General features: G+C 72.5%; 20 protein-coding genes. 17 read left to right on the top strand and 3 right to left on the bottom strand.

Annotated features, from left to right (window positions below):
• Positions 1-19 precede the first annotated feature (19 nt).
• The 8 genes from WJM95_RS04580 to WJM95_RS04545 all read left to right on the top strand — a co-directional run bounded on the left by WJM95_RS04580 (position 20) and on the right by WJM95_RS04545 (position 8,845).
• Positions 20-1,126 carry a quinone-dependent dihydroorotate dehydrogenase gene (locus WJM95_RS04580; RefSeq protein WP_339128169.1) on the top strand — a complete coding sequence of 369 codons (1,107 nt, stop codon included), beginning with the start codon at positions 20-22 and terminating at the stop codon, positions 1,124-1,126.
• Positions 1,123-1,965, top strand: coding sequence for an orotidine-5'-phosphate decarboxylase (pyrF, locus tag WJM95_RS04575; protein ID WP_339128168.1), 843 nt, complete (start codon positions 1,123-1,125; stop codon positions 1,963-1,965). The genes WJM95_RS04580 and pyrF overlap by 4 nt, the downstream gene beginning before the upstream one ends.
• A 308-nt stretch (positions 1,966-2,273) precedes the next feature.
• On the top strand, positions 2,274-2,597 hold the full coding sequence (locus tag WJM95_RS04570; protein WP_081223334.1) for an integration host factor: 324 nt from the start codon (positions 2,274-2,276) through the stop codon (positions 2,595-2,597).
• 37 nt (positions 2,598-2,634) lie between these two features.
• Positions 2,635-3,228, top strand: coding sequence for a guanylate kinase (gmk, locus tag WJM95_RS04565; protein WP_339128167.1), 594 nt, complete (start codon positions 2,635-2,637; stop codon positions 3,226-3,228).
• A gap of 37 nt (positions 3,229-3,265) precedes the next feature.
• Complete coding sequence (gene rpoZ / locus WJM95_RS04560; protein ID WP_003982715.1) at positions 3,266-3,538, top strand: DNA-directed RNA polymerase subunit omega; 273 nt, start codon at positions 3,266-3,268, stop codon at positions 3,536-3,538.
• Between the two features lie 93 nt (positions 3,539-3,631).
• Positions 3,632-4,834, top strand: a complete 1,203-nt coding sequence (coaBC, locus tag WJM95_RS04555) for a bifunctional phosphopantothenoylcysteine decarboxylase/phosphopantothenate--cysteine ligase CoaBC (protein ID WP_339128166.1) — start codon at positions 3,632-3,634, stop codon at positions 4,832-4,834.
• Between the two features lie 237 nt (positions 4,835-5,071).
• On the top strand, positions 5,072-6,280 hold the full coding sequence (metK, locus tag WJM95_RS04550) for a methionine adenosyltransferase (RefSeq protein WP_339128165.1): 1,209 nt from the start codon (positions 5,072-5,074) through the stop codon (positions 6,278-6,280).
• A 408-nt stretch (positions 6,281-6,688) separates the two neighbouring features.
• A complete protein-coding gene (locus tag WJM95_RS04545) occupies positions 6,689-8,845 on the top strand; it encodes a primosomal protein N' (protein WP_339128164.1) in 2,157 nt (718 codons plus the stop codon).
• A 158-nt stretch (positions 8,846-9,003) separates the two neighbouring features.
• On the opposite strand, the gene WJM95_RS04540 is transcribed toward WJM95_RS04545, so the two are convergent.
• Positions 9,004-9,546: a hypothetical protein gene (locus WJM95_RS04540; protein WP_339128163.1), complete on the bottom strand. Its 543-nt coding sequence runs from the start codon at positions 9,544-9,546 to the stop codon at positions 9,004-9,006.
• Between the two features lie 838 nt (positions 9,547-10,384).
• On the opposite strand from WJM95_RS04540, the gene fmt reads away from it, so the two are divergent.
• Both fmt and WJM95_RS04530 read left to right on the top strand, forming a co-directional pair.
• Positions 10,385-11,317, top strand: a complete 933-nt coding sequence (gene fmt / locus WJM95_RS04535) for a methionyl-tRNA formyltransferase (RefSeq protein WP_339128162.1) — start codon at positions 10,385-10,387, stop codon at positions 11,315-11,317.
• A 62-nt stretch (positions 11,318-11,379) separates the two neighbouring features.
• Entirely contained in the window at positions 11,380-12,813 is a 1,434-nt protein-coding gene (locus WJM95_RS04530) for a transcription antitermination factor NusB (RefSeq protein ID WP_339128161.1), read from the top strand.
• A gap of 79 nt (positions 12,814-12,892) precedes the next feature.
• On the opposite strand, the gene WJM95_RS04525 is transcribed toward WJM95_RS04530, so the two are convergent.
• Complete coding sequence (locus WJM95_RS04525; protein WP_339128160.1) at positions 12,893-15,130, bottom strand: MMPL family transporter; 2,238 nt, start codon at positions 15,128-15,130, stop codon at positions 12,893-12,895.
• 134 nt (positions 15,131-15,264) lie between these two features.
• Here WJM95_RS04525 and rpe point away from each other — a divergent pair, with 134 nt between their 5' ends.
• The 7 genes from rpe to WJM95_RS04490 all read left to right on the top strand — a co-directional run bounded on the left by rpe (position 15,265) and on the right by WJM95_RS04490 (position 21,773).
• Entirely contained in the window at positions 15,265-15,951 is a 687-nt protein-coding gene (rpe, locus tag WJM95_RS04520; RefSeq protein ID WP_339128159.1) for a ribulose-phosphate 3-epimerase, read from the top strand.
• Positions 15,952-16,029: 78 nt separating this feature from the next.
• Entirely contained in the window at positions 16,030-17,073 is a 1,044-nt protein-coding gene (locus tag WJM95_RS04515; protein WP_339128158.1) for a sugar-binding domain-containing protein, read from the top strand.
• Between the two features lie 52 nt (positions 17,074-17,125).
• Positions 17,126-17,572 (top strand): ribonuclease domain-containing protein, encoded by a 447-nt coding sequence (locus tag WJM95_RS04510; protein WP_339128157.1) that lies wholly within the window; start codon positions 17,126-17,128, stop codon positions 17,570-17,572.
• Positions 17,569-17,946 (top strand): barstar family protein, encoded by a 378-nt coding sequence (locus WJM95_RS04505; protein ID WP_339128156.1) that lies wholly within the window; start codon positions 17,569-17,571, stop codon positions 17,944-17,946. The genes WJM95_RS04510 and WJM95_RS04505 overlap by 4 nt, the downstream gene beginning before the upstream one ends.
• A gap of 107 nt (positions 17,947-18,053) precedes the next feature.
• Positions 18,054-19,496 carry a GuaB1 family IMP dehydrogenase-related protein gene (locus WJM95_RS04500; RefSeq protein WP_339135349.1) on the top strand — a complete coding sequence of 481 codons (1,443 nt, stop codon included), beginning with the start codon at positions 18,054-18,056 and terminating at the stop codon, positions 19,494-19,496.
• A gap of 309 nt (positions 19,497-19,805) precedes the next feature.
• Entirely contained in the window at positions 19,806-21,290 is a 1,485-nt protein-coding gene (locus WJM95_RS04495; protein ID WP_339128155.1) for an amino acid permease, read from the top strand.
• A 30-nt stretch (positions 21,291-21,320) separates the two neighbouring features.
• Entirely contained in the window at positions 21,321-21,773 is a 453-nt protein-coding gene (locus WJM95_RS04490) for an Lrp/AsnC family transcriptional regulator (RefSeq protein WP_037621108.1), read from the top strand.
• Between the two features lie 121 nt (positions 21,774-21,894).
• Here the strand turns inward: WJM95_RS04490 and WJM95_RS04485 are convergent, their stop codons facing one another.
• Positions 21,895-22,635: a GntR family transcriptional regulator gene (locus WJM95_RS04485; protein WP_339128154.1), complete on the bottom strand. Its 741-nt coding sequence runs from the start codon at positions 22,633-22,635 to the stop codon at positions 21,895-21,897.
• Positions 22,636-22,717 lie beyond the last annotated feature (82 nt).

Below are 22,717 nucleotides of genomic sequence, written 5' to 3'. Positions count from 1 at the left end.
CTCCTCAGAGGACATGATCATGTACAAGCTCTTCTTCGGTCTCGTGTTCAAGCGGATGGACCCGGAGCAGGCCCACCACCTCGCCTTCCGCTGGATCCGCCTCGTCGCCCGCGTCCCCGTCCTGCGCACGTTCGTCGCCGCCGCCCTCGCGCCCCGGTACGAGGAACTGCGCACCGAGGCGTTCGGCCTGCGCATGCACGGGCCCTTCGGACTCGCGGCGGGCTTCGACAAGAACGCCGTGGCCATCGACGGGATGTCGATGCTCGGCTTCGACCACATCGAGATCGGCACGGTCACCGGTGAGCCTCAGCCGGGCAACCCCAAGAAGCGGCTGTTCCGCCTCGTGCCGGACCGCGCGCTGATCAACCGCATGGGCTTCAACAACGAGGGCTCCGCGGCCGTCTCCGAGCGCCTGGCGGCCCGTACGCCCGTCTTCAGGACCGTCGTCGGCGTCAACATCGGCAAGACCAAGGTCGTCCCCGAGGAGGAGGCCGTCGGCGACTACGTGAAGTCCACCGAGCGCCTCGCCCGGCACGCCGACTACCTCGTCGTGAACGTGTCGTCGCCGAACACCCCCGGCCTGCGCAACCTCCAGGCCACCGAGGCGCTGCGCCCGCTCCTCAGCGCCGTGCGCGAGGCCGCCGACCGCGCCGTCACGGACCGCCGCGTCCCGCTCCTCGTCAAGATCGCGCCCGACCTCGCCGACGAGGACGTCGACGCGGTCGCCGACCTCGCCGTCGAGCTCGGCCTGGACGGGATCATCGCCACGAACACCACCATCGCCCGCGAGGGACTCGGGCTGACGTCCGACCCCTCCGTGGTGAAGGAGACCGGCGGCCTGTCCGGCGCGCCGCTCAAGGCACGCTCCCTGGAGGTCCTGAGGCGCCTCTACGCGCGCGTGGGCGACCGGATCACCCTGGTGGGTGTCGGCGGCGTCGAGAACGCCGAGGACGCCTGGCAGCGCGTCCTGGCCGGCGCCACGCTGGTCCAGGGCTACAGCGCCTTCATCTACGAGGGTCCCTTCTGGGGCCGCGCCATCCACAAGGGACTCGCCGCCCGCCTGCGGACGAGCCCGTACGCCACCCTCGCCGACGCGGTCGGCGCCGACGTGAGGAAGCCCGCATGAGCCTGGAACCCTTCGGCGCGCGCCTGCGCCGCGCCATGGACGAGCGCGGTCCCCTGTGCGTGGGGATCGACCCGCACGCCTCCCTGCTCGCCGAGTGGGGGCTCGGCGACGACATCGCCGGTCTGGAGCGGTTCAGCCGCACGGTCGTCGAGGCGCTCGCCGAGCGGGTCGCCGTCCTGAAGCCGCAGAGCGCGTTCTTCGAGCGGTTCGGCTCGCGCGGGATCGCCGTCCTGGAGAAGTCCGTCGAACAGGCCCGGGCGGCCGGTGCGCTGGTCGTGATGGACGCCAAGCGCGGCGACATCGGCTCGACCATGGCCGCGTACGCCGAGACCTTCCTGCGCAAGGACGCGCCCCTGTTCTCGGACGCGCTGACCGTCTCGCCGTATCTGGGCTACGGCTCGCTGAAGCCCGCGGTGGAGCTGGCGCGCGAGAGCGGGGCCGGCCTCTTCGTGCTCGCGCTCACCTCCAACCCGGAGGGCGGCGAGGTGCAGCACGCCGTGCGCGCCGACGGGCGGAACGTCGGAGCGACGATGCTCGCGCACCTGGCCGCCGAGAACGCGGACGAGAGGCCCCTCGGTTCCTTCGGCGCGGTCGTCGGCGCGACCCTGGGCGACCTCTCCTCGTACGACCTGGAGATCAACGGCCCGCTCCTCGCGCCCGGCATCGGCGCCCAGGGTGCGACCGCCGCCGATCTGGCGGGGGTGTTCGGGTCCGCCGTGCGCAACGTCGTCCCGAACGTGAGCCGGGGTGTCCTTCGTCACGGTCCCGACGTCATGGCCCTGCGGGAGTCGGCCGAGGGCTTCGCGGAGGAGATCAGGGCCGCCGTGGCGGCCGCCTGAGAGCTGCGACAGCCGTTCGAGGGACCTCCGACGGGTGCCTTCCCGGAGCCGCGAGTCTGAATACATTCTCAAATCCGGGGAGGTATGTCGTAAATGTCGGGCTCCAGGGAGGCTGACCAGGACTTTTCCTCTGTTCTCGCTGACTCCGGCGCACTTGCCCGCTAGTCTCCGACGAGTGGGAGCACCTCCCGCGCTGTGAAGGCGGCGGGAATCAACGGGCGAGCGTGTAGCCCGGGCTCCCCGGTGAGGGGCGACCAGGTCCCTCACCGGTCCGTATCCGACAGTTCGACATCCGAGGTGACGTAGGCGTGGCTCTTCCGCCCCTTACCCCTGAACAGCGCGCAGCCGCGCTCGAAAAGGCCGCCGCGGCTCGCCGGGAGCGGGCCGAGGTCAAGAATCGACTCAAGCACTCCGGCGCGTCCCTTCACGAGGTCATCAAGCAGGGCCAGGAGAACGACGTCGTCGGCAAGATGAAGGTCTCCGCTCTCCTGGAGTCCCTGCCGGGCGTGGGCAAGGTCCGCGCCAAGCAGATCATGGAGCGACTCGGGATCTCCGAGAGCCGCCGCGTCCGCGGTCTCGGCTCGAACCAGATCGCCTCTTTGGAGCGCGAGTTCGGTGGTTCCGGCGCCTGAGTCCTGGACACACCGGGATTGCTGGAATAATCGCTGTATGGCTGCAACACCCCGGGGGACGACCCCCGTACCCCCGGACGTACGTCCGCGGCTGACCGTGCTCTCCGGCCCCTCAGGGGTCGGCAAGAGCACGGTCGTCGCTCATATGCGCAAAGCGCACCCCGAGGTCTGGCTCTCGGTGTCGGCGACGACCCGCAAGCCCCGCCCCGGCGAGAAGCACGGAGTCCACTACTTCTTCGTCACCGACGACGAGATGGACAAGCTGATCGCCAACGGCGAGCTCCTGGAGTGGGCCGAGTTCGCCGGCAACCGCTACGGCACTCCGCGGGCCGCGGTCCTGGAGCACCTGGAGTCCGGTGTGCCGGTCCTCCTGGAGATCGACCTCCAGGGAGCCCGGCAGGTCCGCGAGTCCATGCGGGAAGCGCTGCTCGTGTTCCTGGCGCCGCCGTCCTGGGACGAGCTGGTGCGCAGGCTCACCGGGCGGGGCACCGAACCGCCCGAGGTGATCGAGCGCCGTCTGGACGCGGCGAAGATCGAACTGGCCGCCGAGCCGGAGTTCGACGTCACCCTGGTCAACACCTCCGTCGAGGACGTGGCGCGTGAGCTGCTAGCCTTGGTGGCAGTTGTTTGATCTTTCAGGTCAATTTCCACCTTTCGGAAGGCAGAGCGTGTCCTCTTCCATCACTGCTCCCGAGGGCATCATCAACCCTCCGATCGACGAGCTCCTCGAGGCCACCGACTCGAAGTACAGCCTGGTGATCTACGCGGCCAAGCGTGCCCGTCAGATCAACGCGTACTACTCGCAGCTCGGCGAGGGCCTCCTCGAGTACGTCGGTCCGCTCGTCGACACCCACGTCCACGAGAAGCCGCTGTCGATCGCTCTGCGCGAGATCAACGCGGGTCTGCTGACCTCCGAGGCCGTCGAGGGCCCCGCCCAGTAGTCGTATCAAAAAGCTCATCCCAGGCCCGGCGGCGCGACCGCCGGGCCTGTGGTGTGTCATGGAGTCGTACGTTTCCGAGCCCGGGGAGAGACGGTGGACAAGCCCAAGGTCGTTCTGGGGGTCAGCGGTGGCATCGCCGCCTACAAGTCCTGTGAGCTGCTGCGACGGCTGACGGAGTCGGGTCACGACGTACGGGTCGTGCCCACGGCCTCCGCGCTGAACTTCGTCGGCGCCGCCACCTGGTCCGCGCTCTCGGGCCACCCCGTGTCCACCGAGGTCTGGTCGGACGTCCACGAGGTCCCGCACGTCCGCATCGGCCAGCACGCCGACCTCGTGGTCGTCGCCCCGGCGACGGCCGACATGCTGGCCAAGGCCGCCCACGGGCTGGCCGACGACCTCCTCACCAACACCCTGCTCACCGCCCGCTGCCCGGTCGTCCTCGCACCCGCCATGCACACCGAGATGTGGGAGCACCCGGCGACCCAGGAGAACGTGGCGACGCTGCGGCGGCGCGGAGCCGTCGTCATCGAGCCGGCCGTGGGACGTCTGACCGGCGTCGACACCGGCAAGGGGCGGCTGCCCGACCCGGGGGAGATCTTCGAGGTCTGCCGCCGTGTCCTGGCCCGCGGGGTCACCGGGCCGGATCTCGCCGGACGGCACGTCGTCGTCAGCGCCGGCGGCACCCGTGAGCCCCTCGACCCGGTCCGCTTCCTCGGCAACCGCTCCTCCGGCAAGCAGGGGTACGCGCTGGCCCGCACCGCCGCCGCCCGCGGCGCCAGGGTCACCCTGATCGCGGCGAACACGGGTCTCGCGGACCCGGCCGGGGTCGACGTGGTCCAGGTCGGCACCGCCGTGCAGATGCGCGAGGCCGTGCTGAAGGCGGCCTCCGACGCCGACGCGGTGGTGATGGCGGCCGCGGTGGCGGACTTCCGCCCTCAGACGTACGCGGCCGGAAAAATCAAGAAGAAGGACGGCAAGGAACCGGAGCCGATCGTTCTGGTTCGCAATCCGGACATTCTCGCGGAGATCTCCGCGGACCGCGCCCGCCCCGGCCAGGTCGTGGTGGGATTCGCCGCCGAAACCGACGACGTCCTGTCCAACGGACGGACCAAACTGGAGCGCAAGGGCTGCGATCTCCTGGTGGTGAACGAGGTGGGCGAGCGCAAGACCTTCGGTTCCGAGGAGAACGAGGCGGTCGTGCTGGGAGCCGACGGGAGTGAGACCCCGGTGCCCTACGGACCCAAGGAAGCACTGGCCGAGACCGTGTGGGACCTGGTGACACGCCGACTGGTGTGAAACCTCTCCCGTCGCACCTGTCACACAAATCGCGCAAAATCGGGCGTGGCGGGCCTGGCGGAGACCCCCGGCCATGGCGCAGAATGCCCGTGCCGCAGGTCACAGGCCTTCCGAGAGGCGAGACAGGGGTCCCGCGGCCGAGTGCGACCGATAAACTGTTCTCGGACGACGCCGGGCGCAGCCCCCGACCCGTCCACCAATGATCAGCCAGCAGCCGCTGCAACCACAGGGAGCGTTGTGTCCCGTCGCCTGTTCACCTCGGAGTCCGTCACCGAGGGTCACCCCGACAAGATCGCTGACCAGATCAGCGACACCATTCTCGACGCGCTTCTGCGCGAGGACCCGACGTCCCGGGTCGCCGTGGAGACGCTCATCACCACCGGCCTGGTGCACGTGGCCGGAGAGGTCACCACCAAGGCGTACGCGCCGATCGCCCAGCTGGTCCGCGACAAGATCCTGGAGATCGGCTACGACTCGTCGAAGAAGGGCTTCGACGGAGCGTCCTGCGGCGTGTCGGTGTCGATCGGCTCCCAGTCCCCGGACATCGCGCAGGGTGTCGACACGGCGTACGAGTCCCGTGTCGAGGGCGACGAGGACGAGCTGGACAGGCAGGGCGCCGGCGACCAGGGCCTGATGTTCGGGTACGCGACGGACGAGACCCCGAACCTGATGCCGCTCCCGATCCACCTCGCGCACAAGCTCTCGCGCCGCCTGTCCGACGTCCGCAAGAACGGGACCATCCCGTACCTGCGCCCCGACGGCAAGACCCAGGTCACCATCGAGTACGACGGCGACAAGGCGGTCCGTCTGGACACCGTCGTCGTCTCCTCGCAGCACGCCTCGGACATCGACCTGGAGTCCCTGCTCGCCCCCGACATCCGCGAGTTCGTGGTGGAGCCGGAGCTGAAGGCCCTCCTCGAGGACGGCATCAAGCTGGAGACCGAGGGCTACCGCCTGCTGGTGAACCCGACCGGCCGCTTCGAGATCGGCGGCCCGATGGGCGACGCCGGCCTCACCGGCCGCAAGATCATCATCGACACGTACGGCGGCATGGCCCGCCACGGCGGCGGCGCCTTCTCCGGCAAGGACCCGTCCAAGGTCGACCGCTCCGCCGCCTACGCCATGCGCTGGGTCGCGAAGAACGTCGTCGCCGCGGGCCTCGCCTCGCGCTGCGAGGTCCAGGTCGCCTACGCGATCGGCAAGGCCGAGCCCGTCGGTCTGTTCGTCGAGACCTTCGGCACCGCCAAGGTCGACGCCGAGAAGATCGAGACCGCCATCACGGACGTCTTCGACCTCCGTCCGGCGGCCATCATCCGCGACCTCGACCTGCTCCGCCCGATCTACTCCCAGACCGCCGCGTACGGCCACTTCGGCCGCGAGCTGCCCGACTTCACGTGGGAGCGCACGGACCGGGTGGACGCGCTGCGCAAGGCCGCGGGCCTGTAGTCCCGGAAAGACCCGTCAGAGCCGTGAGGCCCGGTACCCCCTGGGGTGCCGGGCCTCACGGCTGCGCGGGAAAAACGGTGGCCCGACCGCGTGTGGGTTCGTACGCTGATGATCTCCCGGTGCGATGGCCGCGGTTACTTCGGTGGAGTACGCCCATGGCGTGCGGTGAATCTGGATACACGTTCCGCTGCCGCCCCGATCTCGGGAGAACCGCCGCCGTCCCGCCCGGTGCGACGGCCGCGGCTCCTTCCTGGGGGACGCCCCTCGCGGGTTCGAATCCCGCTGCCGGTCCCCGACCGGTATGGCCGAGCGGTCCATGGCGGAGGCGCCTTCACGGCGCGCGCGATCCGCGGCCGGCCCGATCTCGGGCGGGCGGCGCTGTCGGTGCGGTCTGGTAGGAATACTGCTGTGAGCAGCGCGAACGGGCGATCCGAGGACAGCGCGGGCGGCGCGGACGGCGCACCGCCCGAGCAGCTTGCGCTGATCAGGGAGGCCGTGCGCCAGGCCAAGGCGCCGAAGGCCAAGCCGCGGACCTGGCGGGGTGCCCCGCTCGCGAAGGACCTGCCCGTCGCGCGGGTGCTCGTCGACAAGGGCGTGCTGCACCTCGACCGCTACTTCGACTACGCCGTGCCCGAGGACCTGGACGAGGCCGCGCAGCCCGGCGTCAGGGTCCGGGTCCGGTTCGGCGCCGGCGGCCGCACCGTGCGGGAGGGGCGGCGCGAGGGCGGCGGTCTGATCGACGGCTACCTCGTCGAGAGGGTCGCCGAGTCCGACTACTCAGGGCCCCTGGCCGCACTCGCCCAGGTCGTCTCGCCCGAACCCGTCCTCGGACCCGAACTGCTGGGACTCGCCCGCGCCGTCGCCGACCGGTACGCGGGATCGCTCGCCGACGTGGTGCAGCTGGCCGTCCCGCCCCGGCACGCGCGTGCCGAGACGCGGGAGTCGCCCGTGCCCCCGCCGCCGCCCGCCGCACCCGACCCCGGGACCTGGCGCCGGTACGGACGGGGGGCGGACTTCCTCGCCTCACTCGCCTCGGGCGGTGCCCCGCGCGCGGTGTGGACGGCGCTGCCCGGACCCGAATGGGCCGATGAGATCGCCCGCGCCGTGCAGGCGACCCTCGCCTCCGGGCGTGGCGCGCTCGTCGTGGTCCCCGCGGGCCGGCCCGCCGCCCGCGTGGACGCGGCCCTCAAGGCCCTCATGGGGGAGGGGCGGCACGCCGTGCTGACCGCCGACGCCGGACCGGAGCGCCGCTACCGCGACTGGCTCGCCGTGCGACGGGGGTCCGTACGGGCGGTGGTCGGCACCCGGGCCGCGATGTTCGCACCGGTACGCGACCTCGGGCTCGTCGTCGTCTGGGACGACGGCGACGACGGCCACAGCGACGACAACGCTCCCTTCCCGCACGTACGTGAAGTGCTGGAGCTGCGCGCCTCACGCGACAAGTGCGGCTTCCTGCTGGGGGGTTGGACCTGCACGGTGGAGGCGGCCCAACTGGTCGAGAGCGGTTGGGCGCTGCCGCTGGCCGCCGAACGGGAACAGGTGCGCGCCGCCGCGCCGCTGGTGCGGACCGTCTCGGACGCCGACCTCGCGCGCGACGAGGCCGCCCGTGCCGCCCGGCTGCCGTCGCTCGCCTGGCAGATCGTCAGGGAGGGGCTGAAGCAGGGGCCCGTGCTGGTGCAGGTGCCCCGGCGCGGCTATGTGCCGCGGATGGCCTGCGCGCGCTGCCGTGAGCCCGCGCGCTGCCGGCACTGCGCGGGACCGCTGGAGGCGCAGGACGCCCAGGCACTGCGCTGTGCGTGGTGCGGGCGGGACGAGCCGGCCTGGCACTGCCAGGAGTGCGGCGGGTTCCGGCTGCGGGCGCAGGTCGTCGGCGCCCGGCGGACCGCCGAGGAACTGGGACGGGCGTTCCCCGCCGTTCCCGTGCGCACGTCCGGGCGGGAGCAAGTCCTGGACACGGTGCCCGCGGCGCCCGCCCTGGTCGTCAGCACGCCGGGGGCCGAGCCCGTCGCCGAGGGCGGGTACGCGGCGGCCCTGCTGCTCGACGGCTGGGCCATGCTCGGACGGCCCGATCTGCGGGCGGGCGAGGACGCGCTGCGCCGCTGGACGGGGGCCGCGGCACTGGTCCGTCCGCAGGGGGCGGGCGGCACGGTGGTGATCGTGGCCGAACCGACCCTGCGGCCCGTGCAGGCGCTCGTCCGGTGGGACCCGGTCGGGCACGCGGTGCGTGAACTGGCCGAGCGGGCCGAGCTGGGATTTCCGCCGGTCTCCCGGATGGCCGCGGTGTCCGGGGCGCCGGAGGCGCTCGCCGGTTTCCTCGCGGCGGCCGAACTGCCGCGCGACGCCGAGGTGTTGGGACCCGTGCCGGTTCCGGCGGTCGAGCCGGGGCGGCCCAGGCGGCCCGGTGGGCCGCCTCTGGGCGAGCCGGGGGAGCGGGTGCTGATCCGGGTACCCCCGGGCAGCGGGGCCGCGCTGGCGGCGGCGCTGAAGAGCGCGCAGGCGGCACGGATGGCCCGTGGGGGCGCCGAGCCCGTACGCATCCGGATCGATCCGCCCGACATCGGGTGAGACCCGGCGGGCCGCGGGCCCGGGTGCCCCGGCCGGCCTCCGCCGGGTCGGCGGGGCGGAGCGGGACACGGACTCGGGCGGGGGTTCGTGGACGCGTACGTGGGGCACTGCCCCCCGGGTCAGGCGCCGGGAGGCAGGTGTCGCCTGGGTGCTCCGGGTCAGCCGTTGCGCGGGCCCGGGAAGGCCGTGGGCCTGACCTCGTCGCGGAACGCCGGACTGCCGGAGGTCGGCTGGGTCGGCATCGAGCGGGCCGCGGGCACGGTCGGCACCGAGGGGATGACGCTGTCGACGGCGACCGAGCGCGTGTCGGCCGCCTCCGTCGCGCGCTCCGCCTCGGCGGCGGCCTGGGCGGCGGCACGGCGGGCGCCGTAACGCCGGTGCACGGCCTGCTTGGTGACCCCGAGGGCCGAGCCCACCGCGTCCCAGGAGAAGCCGAGGGAGCGGTCGAAGTCCACGGCGGCGGTGACCAGGGTCTCGACGCTGTCCCGCAGTTCCTGGGCGAGACGGACGGTCGGGGCGGGAGCGCGCCCGTAGACGACGAATCCCGTGGAGGGGCCGGCACGGCGCGGACGGTAGACGTTGCCCAACTGGGCGGTGAGCGTGCGCAGTGCGTCCACCTGCCGACGGACCCGCTCGATGTCGCGCACCAGCAGGTGCAGGCTGGCCCGAGCCTGGGCGTCGTGGGTTGCATGGTCGGCCATGAACAAACCTCTCGAACCGGCGTTGAAAGGGATCGGACCGTTGGTGTGCGGCCCGCGGTGGTCAACTCTTTCTTGACCAACGCGTGGACGGGTGAGTGGTCACGGGTGCAAGGGCGCAAGAGCATATGAACGGGGCGCGTCACGCGCTGTACGCCCCCCGTCGTGCGGTGGACGCGCCCCGCGCGCCGACGGACGGTGCCCTCCACCTGCGCCGACGCCCGGGGCGTGACAGCCGGGCCCGTGCGCGGCCGGCACCCGGCGGACCGCCCGTCCCCGTGCCCGGCGGCGCACCGCCCGTCCCCTTACGCGGGGACGGGCCACCCGCGCCCGGCCCGTTCCGTCCCGCGTCCGTGCCGCCGGTCTCCGGCCAGCGCTCGTCCCGCTCGTTTGCATCCCTCGTCCGTACCGCCCGTTCCGTCCCGCGTCCGTGCCGCCCGGCCCGGCCGTGTCCGTTCCGCCCGGCGTCCGTTCCGGCCGCTTCCGTGCCGTCCGTGCCGCCCCGCGTCCCTGCCGTCCGGCCCGGCCGCGTCTGTGCCGTCTGCCTCCGGCCGTGTCCGTGCCGCCTGCCCCGTCCGGCGTCCGTGCCGTCTGCCTCCGGCCATGTCCGTGCCGTCTGCCCCGCTCGGCGTCCGTGCGGTCCGGCCCCGGCCGTGTCCGTGCCGTCCGTCCCCGGCCGGGCCCGTACCGCCCGTACAGCCGCCGGGACATGGCCCCTCGGGGAACCCCCGAGCCCTTGCGGCGCGGGCGGCATAGACTGGTGCGCTGCCCCGTGCGCCGCCTGAACCGGCACGCGCGCGGGGGACGGAAGTGCTCCCGCCCGAGAGGCCAACCGCCACCCATGAAGCTCGTCTTCGCAGGCACCCCCGAGGTCGCCGTTCCCGCCCTGGACGCCCTGATCGCCTCCGGGCGGCACGAAGTGGCCGCCGTCGTGACCCGGCCGGACGCCCCGGCCGGACGGGGGCGACGGCTCGTCGCGAGTCCGGTCGCCGAGCGGGCGGAACAGGCCGGGATCGAGGTGCTCAAGCCCGTGAAGCCGCGGGACGAGGAGTTCCTGGCCCGGCTGCGGGAGATCGGCCCGGACTGCTGTCCCGTCGTGGCGTACGGGGCGCTGCTGCCCCGGGTCGCCCTCGACATCCCCGCCCAGGGCTGGGTCAACCTGCACTTCTCGCTGCTGCCGGCCTGGCGCGGCGCCGCCCCCGTCCAGCACGCGATCATGGCCGGTGACGAGATCACCGGCGCCACCACCTTCCTGATCGAGGAGGGCCTCGACTCGGGACCGGTCTACGGCACCGTCACCGAGGAGATCCGGCCCACCGACACCAGCGGGGATCTGCTCACGCGGCTCGCCTTCGCCGGGTCCGGACTGCTCGCCGCGACGATGGACGGGATCGAGGACGGCACCCTCAAGGCCGTGCCGCAGCCCGCGGACGGCATCAGCACCGCGTCGAAGATCACCGTCGAGAACGCCCACATCGACTGGGCCGCCCCGGCGCTGCGCGTCGACCGCATGGTCCGCGGGTGCACCCCCGCCCCCGGTGCCTGGACCGTCTTCCGCGGCGAGCGGCTCAAGCTCATCCAGGCCGCCACGGTGCCCGACCGCACGGACCTCGCCCCGGGCGAGCTGTCGGTCGCCAAGAACAACGTGTACGCCGGCACGGGCTCGTACGCCGTCGAGCTGCTCTGGGTGCAGGCCCAGGGCAAGAAGCCGATGCGGGCCGCGGACTGGGCCCGCGGGGTGCGGATTCCCTCCGGCGAGCGCCTCGGAATCTGACGCCGGACCTGCGGCGTACGCTGATAGACGCACCTTTTTCCTGGATCCGGAGCACCTTTTTCGTGAGTGAGCAGCCCCGTCGGCCGCAGAAGCCCGGCAAGCCCTACCGCCGCCCCCAGAAGGACCCGGTCCGCATGCTCGCCTTCGAGGCGCTGCGGGCCGTGGACGAACGGGACGCGTACGCGAACCTCGTCCTGCCGCCGCTGCTGCGCAAGGCGCGGGAGAAGGGCGACTTCGACACACGGGACGCGGCGCTCGCCACCGAGCTGGTGTACGGCACGCTGCGCCGTCAGGGGACGTACGACGCCGTCATCTCGGCCTGCGTCGACCGGCCCCTGCGGGAGGTCGACCCGCCGGTCCTCGACGTGCTCAGCCTCGGCGTCCACCAGCTGCTCGGCACCCGCATCCCCACGCACGCGGCCGTCTCCGCCTCCGTCGAGCTGGCCCGGGTGGTCCTCGGCGACGGGCGGGCCAAGTTCGTGAACGCCGTGCTGCGCAAGGTCGCGCGGCAGGACCTCGACACCTGGCTCGAACAGGTCGCGCCGCCCTACGACGAGGACCCCGAGGACCACCTCGCCGTCGTGCACTCCCACCCGCGCTGGGTCGTCTCCGCCCTCTGGGACTCCCTCGGCGGGGGCCGGGCCGGTATCGAGGACCTGCTGGAGGCCGACAACGAGCGGCCCGAGGTCACCCTCGTCGCCAGGCCCGGGCGCTCCACCTCGGAGGAACTCCTCGACTCCCTCGACGAGGACTCGGCGCTCCCCGGGCGCTGGTCCCCGTTCGCCGTGCGGCTCACCGAGGGCGGTGAGCCCGGTGCCGTCGACGCCGTGCGCGAGGGCCGGGCGGGCGTCCAGGACGAGGGCAGCCAGCTGGTCGCGATCGCCCTGGCGAACGCTCCGGTCGACGGGCCCGACCGGCTCTGGCTGGACGGCTGCGCGGGACCCGGCGGCAAGGCCGCGATGCTGGCGGGTCTCGCCGCCCAGCGGGGGGCGACGCTGCTCGCCTCCGAGAAGCAGCCGCACCGCGCGGGGCTCGTCGCCAAGGCACTCGCGGGGAACCCCGGCCCCTACCAGGTCATCGCCGCCGACGGCACACGCCCGCCGTGGCGGCCCGGCACGTTCGACCGGGTGCTCATGGACGTGCCCTGCACGGGTCTGGGCGCGCTGCGCCGCCGTCCCGAGGCCCGCTGGCGTCGTCGCCCCGAGGACCTCGACGGCTTCGCGCCGCTCCAGCGCGGGCTGCTGCGCACGGCGCTCGCGTCCGTACGGGTGGGCGGTGTCGTCGGCTACGCGACCTGCTCGCCGCACCTCGCCGAGACCCGCGCGGTCGTCGACGACGTCCTCAAGCACTTCGAGGACGGCTCGGCCGAACTGCTCGACGCCCGCCCGCTGCTGCCCGGAGTGCCCGCCCTGGGGGACGGCCCCGACCTCCAGCTGTGGCCGCACCTGCACGGCACGGACGCGATGTACCTGGCCCTGATCCGCCGCACCGGCTGACGGGCCGTACGGGCACAGCCGCACGGCCGGCGCGGCACCGGGCCCGGCTGACCCGCAGCGACTCGCCCGGTCCGCACCGTCAACCGGGCGGCTGGGCCGGTTTCGTGGGGTCTCCGGGCGCCCCCGGGTCCGGCGGGTGGTCCCCGCCCTCCCCGGAGTCCGGCGGCTCCCCGGGTCCGCCGGGCGTCCTCGCGTCCGTCGGCGGGGAGCCGCCGTCCTCGTGCGCGAGCCGGTTCGGCCACCACACCTTCGGGCCGACGTCGAGGAAGAGCGCGGTGACCAGCACCGAGCGGACCACGAAGGTGTCCAGGAGCACGCCGAGGGCGACCGCGAAGCCGATCTCGGCGAAGCCCACGATCGGCAGGGTGCCGAGGGCCGCGAACGTGCCCGCGAGCACCAGACCGGCCGAGGTGATCACCGCGCCGGTGGTGGCGAGCCCCGTGACCACACCCTGCCGGGTGCCGTGCCGGACCGCCTCCTCGCGGATACGGGTGGTCAGGAAGATGTTGTAGTCGATGCCGAGCGCCACCAGGAACACGAACACGAACAGCGGGAAGGCCACGTCCTCGCCCGCGTAGTCGAAGACGTGCCGGAAGGCCAGCGCGCTCACGCCGAGCGCGGTCGCCAGCGACAGCACCACGGTCCCGATCAGCAGGAGCGGCGCGACCAGCGCGCGCAACAGGACGCTGAGGACGAGCAGGACCACCACCAGGACGAGCGGGATGACCAGGTAGTTGTCGTGCGTCTGGGCGTTCTCCATGTCCAGCAGGGCCGCCGCCCCGCCGCCCACCTTCGCGTCGGCCCCCGGCACGGCGTGCACCGCGGCGCGTACCCGCTCCACCGTGTCCTTCGCCGCCGCGCTGTCGGAGGGCGCGCGCGTGGTCGCCTCGAACAGCACCCTGCCGTCGTGCACGGGCGCGGCGCCCGGAGGCACACCGATGCTCGCCGGCACCACGTCCGGATCCGCCGCCACGGTGCGGCCGACCTCCCTGGCCTGGGCCGTGTTGGACACGATGACCAGCGGATCCCCGTCACCCGCGGGGAAGTAGCGCGCCGACACCTCCTGGCCCACGATCGAGTCCGGTTTCCCGGTGAACTGGTCGGCGTTGGGGATGCCCGCGGCCCGCAGCTGGATCAGGCCGAGGGACAGCAGCCCCAGCGCCAGCGCCGTGGCCACCCAGGTGGTCCGGGGGCGGCGCGCGATCCTGCGGCCCGTACGCGCCCAGACACCGCTCCTGGTGGGGTCGGCCGAGCCGACGTGCGGGACGGCGGGCCAGAAGATCCAGCGGCCGCACACGAGCAGCAGCGCGGGGAAGAGCGTGAGCATGGCGAGCAGCGCGACGGCCACGCCGATCGCCGCGACAGGACCGAGACCCCGCGTCGAGTTCATCTCGGCGACCAGGAGCACCAGCATGCTCAGCACCACCGTCGCGCCGGACGCGAGGATGGCGGGACCGGCCCGGTTCATGGCGAGCTTCATCGCCTCGTGCCGGTCCTCGTGGCGGCGCAGCTCCTCGCGGTAGCGGGCGACCAGCAGCAGCGCGTAGTCGGTCCCCGCGCCGAACACGAGCACGGTCAGGATGCCGGCGCTCTGCCCGTTGACGGTCAGCCCCGCGTGCTTCGCCAGCAGATAGATCAGCGCCTGGGCCGTGAACAGGGCGACGACCACGCCGAGCAGCGGCACGAAGAGCAGGATCGGGCTGCGGAAGGTGATCAGCAGCATCACGACGACGACGGCCATGGCGGCGAAGAGCAGCGTCGAGTCGATGCCCTCGAAGGCCTTCGAGGAGTCGGCGGCCGTACCGCCGGGTCCGGTGATGTGCACCGAGAGGCCGTCGCCGCCCTTGCCCACCTGGTCACGGATGGAGGAGACGGCGGGGCCGATCCGCTGCCAGCCGGACGCGTCCATGGTGATGGGGACGTAGATCTGCGCCGCGCGCGGATCCGGCCGCCGGTCGAAGACCGGTCCCCGGGTCTCCTCGCCGCGGATGCCGTGGGCCCGCAGCGTCTTCAGCTGCCCGACGTCCTCGGCGATCTGCACGCGGTCCTTCGCGGTCAGACCGTCCGGGCGCGCGTAGACGACGACCGCGGGGATCTGCTCGGGCCTGAACCCGTTCGAGATGCTGAGGACCTGGGTGGACTCGGCCGAGCCCGGCAGCCAGGACTGGGCGTCGTTGTCCTCGGCACCGCTGAGCTTGGACCCGAGGGGCGCGAGGAAGAGGAGAACCAGCAGCCACAGGGCCAGGACCAGCCACTTGGACCGCTTGCCGCACACGGCCGAGATGGCCCCGTGCTTCCAGCCGTCGAGCCGGTTCATGCCCACCCCCGGGACCGGGCGCGGCGCCGCAGGACCGTTCCGCAGGGCACGCCGGGCCCTCGTACGGTGTCCACGGAGCGAACCAGGTCCGGACCGAGGCGGGCAACGGGCCCGGGGCATGGCAGTCTTGGGGCATGGCCGCGCAGATCAACCCCAGCATCCTGTCCGCCGACTTCGCCCGTCTTGCCGAGGAGGCAAAGGCGGTGGAAGGCGCGGACTGGCTCCATGTCGACGTCATGGACAACCATTTCGTACCGAACCTCACCCTCGGGGTCCCGGTCGTAGAGTCTCTGGCCCGTGCGACCGACACTCCGCTGGACTGCCATCTGATGATCGAGGACGCCGATCGGTGGGCGCCCCAGTACGTGGAAGCCGGTGCCGGCTCCGTCACCTTCCATGTCGAGGCGGCCGCCGCGCCCGTCCGGCTCGCCCGCGAGATCCGGGCGAAGGGGGCCAGGGCCTCGATGGCGCTCAAGCCCGCGACCCCCATCGAGCCGTACGAGGACCTGCTGCCCGAGCTCGACATGCTGCTGATCATGACGGTCGAGCCCGGATTCGGGGGCCAGTCTTTTCTTGACATCATGCTCCCCAAGATCCGCCGGACGCGCGAGTTGATCAGCAAGCACGGTCTGGAACTGTGGCTCCAGGTCGACGGCGGCGTCTCGGCCTCCACCATCGAGCGGTGCGCGGAGGCGGGAGCCGACGTGTTCGTCGCCGGTTCGGCGGTGTACGGGGCCGCGGACCCGGCCGAGGCGGTACGTGCATTGCGCACCCAGGCCGAGGGGGCGATGACCCGTGCGTCGTGGGCGTGCGGCCACTGAGCCAAGGGAACGTGAACGCCGCCCATCAGGGCGGATCAAGTGCGCCGGATCTGCAAGGATGAACGGCGAATCCAGAGTGTGAACAGAAGTGAGGAGATCGCCGTGTCGGGTATGTCGGCGGGCCGGTCAGCCATGCGGATGGGACCCGCTGAGCTGGTCCAGGCGGCGGCCATGGCCCGCCGCTTCTACCTCGAGGGCAAATCCAAGATCCAGATCGCCGAGGAGTTCGGCGTCAGCCGCTTCAAGGTGGCCCGGGTCCTGGAGACCGCTCTCGAACGGGATCTCGTGAGGATCGAGATCCGCGTCCCCGCCGAGCTCGACGCGGAGCGCTCGGACGCGCTGCGTGCCCGCTACGGCCTGCGGCACGCCGTGGTCGTCGAGTCCCCGGCCGAGGCCGAGGAGTCGCCCGACCCGGAGAACCTCGGCGAGGTGGCCGCCGACCTGCTCGGCGAGCTCGTCAACGAGGGGGATGTGCTCGGCCTCGCCTGGGGCCGCTCCACGATCCACATGGCGGCGGCCCTCGACCGGCTCCCGCCGTGCACCGTGGTGCAGCTGACGGGCGTGTACGACGCCGGGACCGCCGAACGCGGCTCCGTCGAGGCCGTCCGTCGTGCCGCGCAGGTGTCGGGCGGAGACGCCCACCCCATCTACGCGCCGATGCTGCTGCCCGACGCGGCCACCGCGGCCGCGCTGCGCCACCAGACGGGCATCGCCCGCGCCTTCGAGTACTTCGACAAGGTGACGGTCGCCTGCGTCTCCATCGGCTCCTGGGAGCCCGGCATCTCCACGGTGCACGACATGCTCAGCGACGCGGAGCGCGCGCACTACGCCTCGCTCGGCGTCGCCGCCGAGATGTCCGCGCACCTCTTCGACGCCGAGGGGCGCCGGGTCGGGCGTGACCTGGGCGAGCGCTGCATCACGGTCGAGGCCGACCGGCTGCGCCGCATCCCCGAGGTCGTCGCCATAGCGGGTGGGCAGCGCAAGGCGGCCGCCATCGACGCGGTGCTGCGGTCCGGCCTCGTCACCAGCCTGGTGACGGACACCTCGGCCGCGGACGCGCTGATGACGGCGGGCCCGCCCCCGCGTCCGGCACTGAACCGCGCGGACCCGGACGGGCCCTGAGGACGGCACGCGGAGCGCGCCCCGAGGGGGCGGCCGTGGCAGCATCGACGTCATGCTGCTGCGGCCGCCCCCTCGGGCGTTCACGGTCCGCCTGTTCGCGGGACTGCTGGTCTGTCTGACCGTCCTGTTGACGGGCTGCTCGGCGACGGGCGGGGCCGGTCCAGGCGACTCGGCGGCCACCGCCGTGAGCCGTTCCGGGCGCGCCCCTTCATGGGCCGGCGGTCTGCCGGCCGTCTCCGTGACCGCGCTCCCCGCCGAGGCGCGGTCGACCCTCGCCCTCATCGACCGGGGCGGCCCCTTCCCGTACGCCAAGGACGGCACCGTCTTCGGCAACTTCGAACGCGAGCTGCCGGGGCACACCAGGGGCTACTACCACGAGTACACGGTGCCGACCCCGGGGGAGGGCGACCGGGGGGCCCGGCGCATCGTCACCGGGCGGGGCGGGGAGATCTTCTACACCGACGATCACTACAACTCGTTCAAGGCGGTGCTGAGATGACGCACGGTCCGCTCGCCGCGGTGTGCCGTTCGGCCGGGTGGCAGGTCACCGAGCTCGACCTCACCGGGGTCCTCGACAAGGCCGCCTTCATGGCGCGCTGCGTCCGCTGCCTCGACCTGCCGGAGTGGTTCGGGCGCAACTGGGACGCGCTCGGCGACCTCCTGGGCGACCCCGACTGGGGACCGGCGAGTCCGGGCAGACTGCTCGTGGTGACCGGCTGGCGCCCCTACGCGCGAGCCCGGCCCGAGGAGTGGGAGACCGCGCAGGAGGTGCTGGAGTCGGCCTCCGGCTACTACCAGGAGTCCGACGCGGCCCTGTCGGTCGTGCTGTCCCTTGGAGGATCCGACCAGTTGCCCCCTGACCAGCCTGGATGATCCGCCCGGGGACCGCGCACCGGCTGTCATGGGACAATGAAGTACGTGCTCTTCCCCCTGGCTGACCTGTCCGGGGGCCACCTCTGATCGACTGGGATGTGCAGCACGTGCGTTTCCTCAACGACATCCAGCCCCCGTACGACCTGACGTACGACGACGTCTTCATGGTGCCCAGCCGTTCGGCCGTCGGCTCGCGTCAGGGAGTGGACCTCGCCTCCCCCGACGGCAGCGGCACCACCATCCCCCTCGTGGTCGCCAACATGACGGCGATCGCGGGCCGCCGGATGGCCGAGACCGTCGCCCGCCGCGGTGGCCTTGTCGTCATTCCGCAGGACATTCCGATCGACGTCATCACCGAGGTCGTCACCTGGGTCAAGGGACGCCATCTGGTGCTCGACACCCCGATCGTCCTCGCGCCCCACCAGACCGTCGCCGACGCGCTGGCGCTGCTGCCCAAGCGCGCGCACAACGCGGGCGTCGTCGTCGACGAGGACGGCCGCCCCGTCGGCGTCGTCACCGACACCGACCTGTCCGGCGTGGACCGCTTCACCCAGCTGTCCGAGGTCATGTCCAAGGACCTGCTGCTCCTGGACGCGGACATCGCGCCCCGCGAGGCATTCAACCGGCTCGACGCCGCCAACCGCCGCTACGCCCCCGCCGTGGACGCGGACGGCAAGCTCGCCGGCATCCTCACCCGCACGGGCGCCCTGCGCGCCACGCTGTACACGCCGGCCACCGACGCGAACGGCCGGCTGCGCGTCGCCGCCGCCGTCGGCATCAACGGCGACGTGGCCGGCAAGGCCAAGCAGCTGCTGGACGCGGGCGTCGACACGCTCGTCATCGACACGGCGCACGGCCACCAGGAGTCGATGATCAGCGCCGTGCGGACCGTGCGTGCGCTGGATCCGCAGGTGCCGATCGTCGCGGGCAACATCGTCGCCGCCGAGGGCGTCAAGGACCTGATCGACGCGGGCGCCGACATCATCAAGGTCGGTGTCGGCCCGGGCGCCATGTGCACCACCCGCATGATGACCGGCGTCGGCCGGCCGCAGTTCTCCGCGGTCCTGGAGTGCGCCGCCGAGGCGAAGAAGTACGGCAAGCACGTGTGGGCCGACGGCGGTGTCCGCCACCCCCGTGACGTCGCCATGGCGCTGGCCGCCGGTGCGTCGAACGTCATGATCGGCTCCTGGTTCGCCGGCACGTACGAGTCCCCCGGCGACCTCCAGCAGGACGCGCACGGACGCCTGTACAAGGAGTCCTTCGGCATGGCGTCCGCACGGGCCGTCAAGAACCGCACCAGCGAGGAGTCCGCGTACGACCGGGCCCGCAAGGCGCTGTTCGAGGAGGGCATCTCCACCTCGCGCATGTTCCTCGACCCGGCCCGCCCGGGCGTCGAGGACCTGATCGACTCGATCATCGCGGGCGTCCGTTCCTCCTGCACCTACGCGGGCGCCAACTCCCTGGAGGAGTTCGCCGCGAACGCGATCGTCGGTATCCAGAGCGCGGCCGGCTACGCCGAGGGCAAGCCCCTGCACGCCAGCTGGAGCTGATCCCCGGAAGTCCTCCTCACGGTCCCCGTTCCCCGTCCGGGAGCGGGGGCCGTACGCGTTCCCGCCCGCCCGGAAGTCGCCTTGCGCAACCATCGAAAAGCCCTGCGCAACGAACAGGCGCCGGGATGCGATGAACGCAACGATCTTGCGGAGATGCGCAAGGTTGCTGCATTACGCCCGTGAAGCCCGAACTCATAGGGTCGGGCGCTGTACACAGGCGCGGCGGGGACCCCGCTCGGTGGGTCCCGGCTGTCAGGGGTGCCGCCGGTCCCCGTCCTCTTCGACCGGCAGCGATGAAGGAGCGAGCGCGTGCTCGATCAAGGCGCACCCCCGCAGTCCCCACCCACCTCCGCCCCGTCCTCCCCGGGCCTCGGCGCCCGTCTCATGCGCCGCAAGCCGGTGGAAGCCCTGGTGCAGGAAGGCGGACACGGTGAGGGCGGCTCGCTGCGGCGCTCCCTCGGCCTGTGGCAGCTCACCATGATCAGCATCGGCGCCACGCTCGGCACCGGCATCTTCGTGGTCCTCGGCCAGGCCGTCCCCAAGGCCGGACCCGCGGTCACCCTGTCCTTCGTCATCGCCGGTGTCACGGCGCTGTTCTCCGCCCTCTCCTACGCGGAACTCGCCGGCACCATCCCGGTCGCCGGGTCCTCGTACTCGTACGCGTACGCAACCATGGGAGAGCTGATCGCCTGGATCTGCGGCTGGTGTCTGGTCCTGGAGTACGGCGTCTCGGTCGCGGCCGTCGCGGTCGGCTGGGGCGAGTACCTGAACGAACTGCTCGACGGCACGATCGGCGTCACCATCCCGGACGCGCTCTCCGCGCCGCCCGGCGACGGCGGTGTCTTCAACCTGCCCGCGCTCATCGTCGTCCTGCTCGCGATGGCGTTCCTGCTCGGCGGCGCCCGCGAGTCGGCGCGCGCCAACACCATCATGGTGGCCGTGAAGATCGCCGCCCTGGTGCTGTTCTGCGCGATCGGGGTCCAGGGTCTGCGCTCGGGCAACTACGAGCACTTCATGCCGCTCGGCATGGCGGGCGTCAGCGCCGCGGGCGCCACCCTGTTCTTCTCCTACATCGGCTTCGACGCCGCCTCCACCGCCGGTGAGGAGGCCAAGGACCCGCAGCGCGACCTGCCCCGCGCGATCATGCTCTCGCTGGTCATCGTGACCGCCCTGTACGTCCTGGTCGCGGCCGTCGCCGTCGGCGCGAAGCCCTGGCGGCAGTTCGGCGACGCGCACGCGGCGCTCGCGGAGATCATGAAGGAGGTCACCGGGCAGACCTTCTGGGGCACGCTCCTGGCCGCCTGCGCCGTCATCGCCATCGCCAGTGTCGTGCTGACCGTCCTGTACGGCCAGACCCGCATCCTGTTCGCCATGGGCCGGGACGGTCTGGTGCCCAAGGTGTTCGCCCGGGTCCACCCGAAGACCGGCACGCCCCGCGCCAACACCGTCATCGTCTCGCTGTTCTGCGGTGTCCTCGCCGCCGCGATCCCGCTCGGCCAGCTCGCCGACGCCACCAGCATCGGCACCCTGTTCGCCTTCGCGCTGGTCAACGTCGCCGTCGTCGTGCTGCGCCGGACGCGCCCGGCCATGCGCCGCACCTTCCGGGTTCCGTTCGCGCCGGTGTTCCCCGTGATCGGCTTCCTGCTGTGCCTGTGGATGATGGCCAGTCTCTCTGCCGTCACCTGGGCGGTCTTCGGCGTCTGGATGGCCGTGGGGCTCGTGTTCTACTTCAGTTACGGCTACCGCCGGTCCCGGATGGCGGCCGCGGAACCCGCCGTCGCCGAGCAACCGTAGAACTCCTCGCAGAAAAGTGAACCGCCCGCAGTGCTGAACGATCTCGACGAACGCATCGTGCACGCCCTCGCCGAGGACGCCCGCCGGTCCTACGCGGACATCGGGCAGCTGGTCGGCCTGTCCGCGCCCGCCGTGAAGCGGAGGGTCGACCGGCTGCGGGCCACCGGGGCCATCACCGGGTTCACCGTACGGGTGGACCCGGCGGCCCTCGGCTGGGAGACGGAGGGCTTCGTCGAGATCTACTGCCGACGGAACACCTCGCCGGAGACCATCCAGCGCGGTCTGGAGCGGTACCAGGAGGTCGTGGCCGCCTCCACCGTCACCGGGGAGGCGGACGCGGTGGTGCAGGTGTTCGCCTCGGACATGCGGCACTTCGAGCGGGTGCTGGAGCGGATCGCGGGGGAGTCGTTCGTCGAACGGACGAAGTCCGTTCTGGTTCTCTCCCCGCTCCTGCGGAGGTTTTCGTCGGGGTCGCCGACGTAGTCGGTGGCCCCGTGCCGGCGTGCGCCCCAGGGGTCGGGGGTCTCGCCCCCGCGCGGCCTTGGGTGGTTCGGTGGCTTGTCGCGCAGTTCCCCGCGTCCCTTGCGGGCGCTCCTCGCAGGGCCTACTCCGCTGTTTTCCTCGCCAGGGCGTTGTTGCCGATCGAGTTGTGGATGCTGAAGCTCACGGCGTCCGAGCGGTAGCGGTCGTCCGACCATTCCACCGGGCGGCCCTCGCGGGTGGTGGTGACCCGGCGGACGCGCAGCAGGGGGCTGGTGCGGCGGACGCCGAGCAGGTCGGCGTCCTGGGCGCCCGCCGCGACCGCGTCGATGACGTGCTCGCCGTACGCGAAGACCAGGCCGGTGTCCTCGAAGAGGCGCTGGGTGACCGAGGGGCACTCGGGTTCGATCGCCGTGACGGCGGGGGAGATCCAGTCCGCGTACACCGTGCGCTCCAGCAGCACGGGTTCGCCGTCCAGCCCGCGCACCCGCAGGACGTGCAACACCGGGGTCCTCTCGGCGAGTTGGAGGCGTACGGCGTCCTCCGCCGTGGCCGGGCGGTACTCCTGGGCCACCACGTGCCCCGTCGCCTCGCGCCCCATGGCCCGGGCCCACTGCGCGAAGCTCCGCAGTTCGGCGAAGCTCTGGCTGCGGCGGCCCGCGAGGACCACGCGCCGGGCGCCCTGACGCGACCCGATGAGCCCCTCGGCGGTCAGGGCCGCGACGGCCTGGCGGACGGTGCCGCGTGAGACGCCGTACTGGGCCGCGAGGTCGGTCTCCGCCGGCAGCAGACTGCCCACGGTGTACTCCTCGCGGTCGATCGCCCGCCGCAGCTCCTCGGCGATCTCCTCGTGTCGCGCCGTCATTCTTCCCCTCTGGTCGGCCCGCTGTGCACAGCCTGACCAGCCTAATCGACAGCGGACGGTGATCGGGAACGGTCGGGATTGT

Origin of the sequence: Streptomyces sp. f51, assembly GCF_037940415.1 — a bacterium.
Taxonomy (GTDB): domain Bacteria; phylum Actinomycetota; class Actinomycetes; order Streptomycetales; family Streptomycetaceae; genus Streptomyces.
The sequence above is the reverse complement of the archived record's forward strand: the minus strand, read 5'-3'. Positions and strand labels throughout refer to the sequence as shown.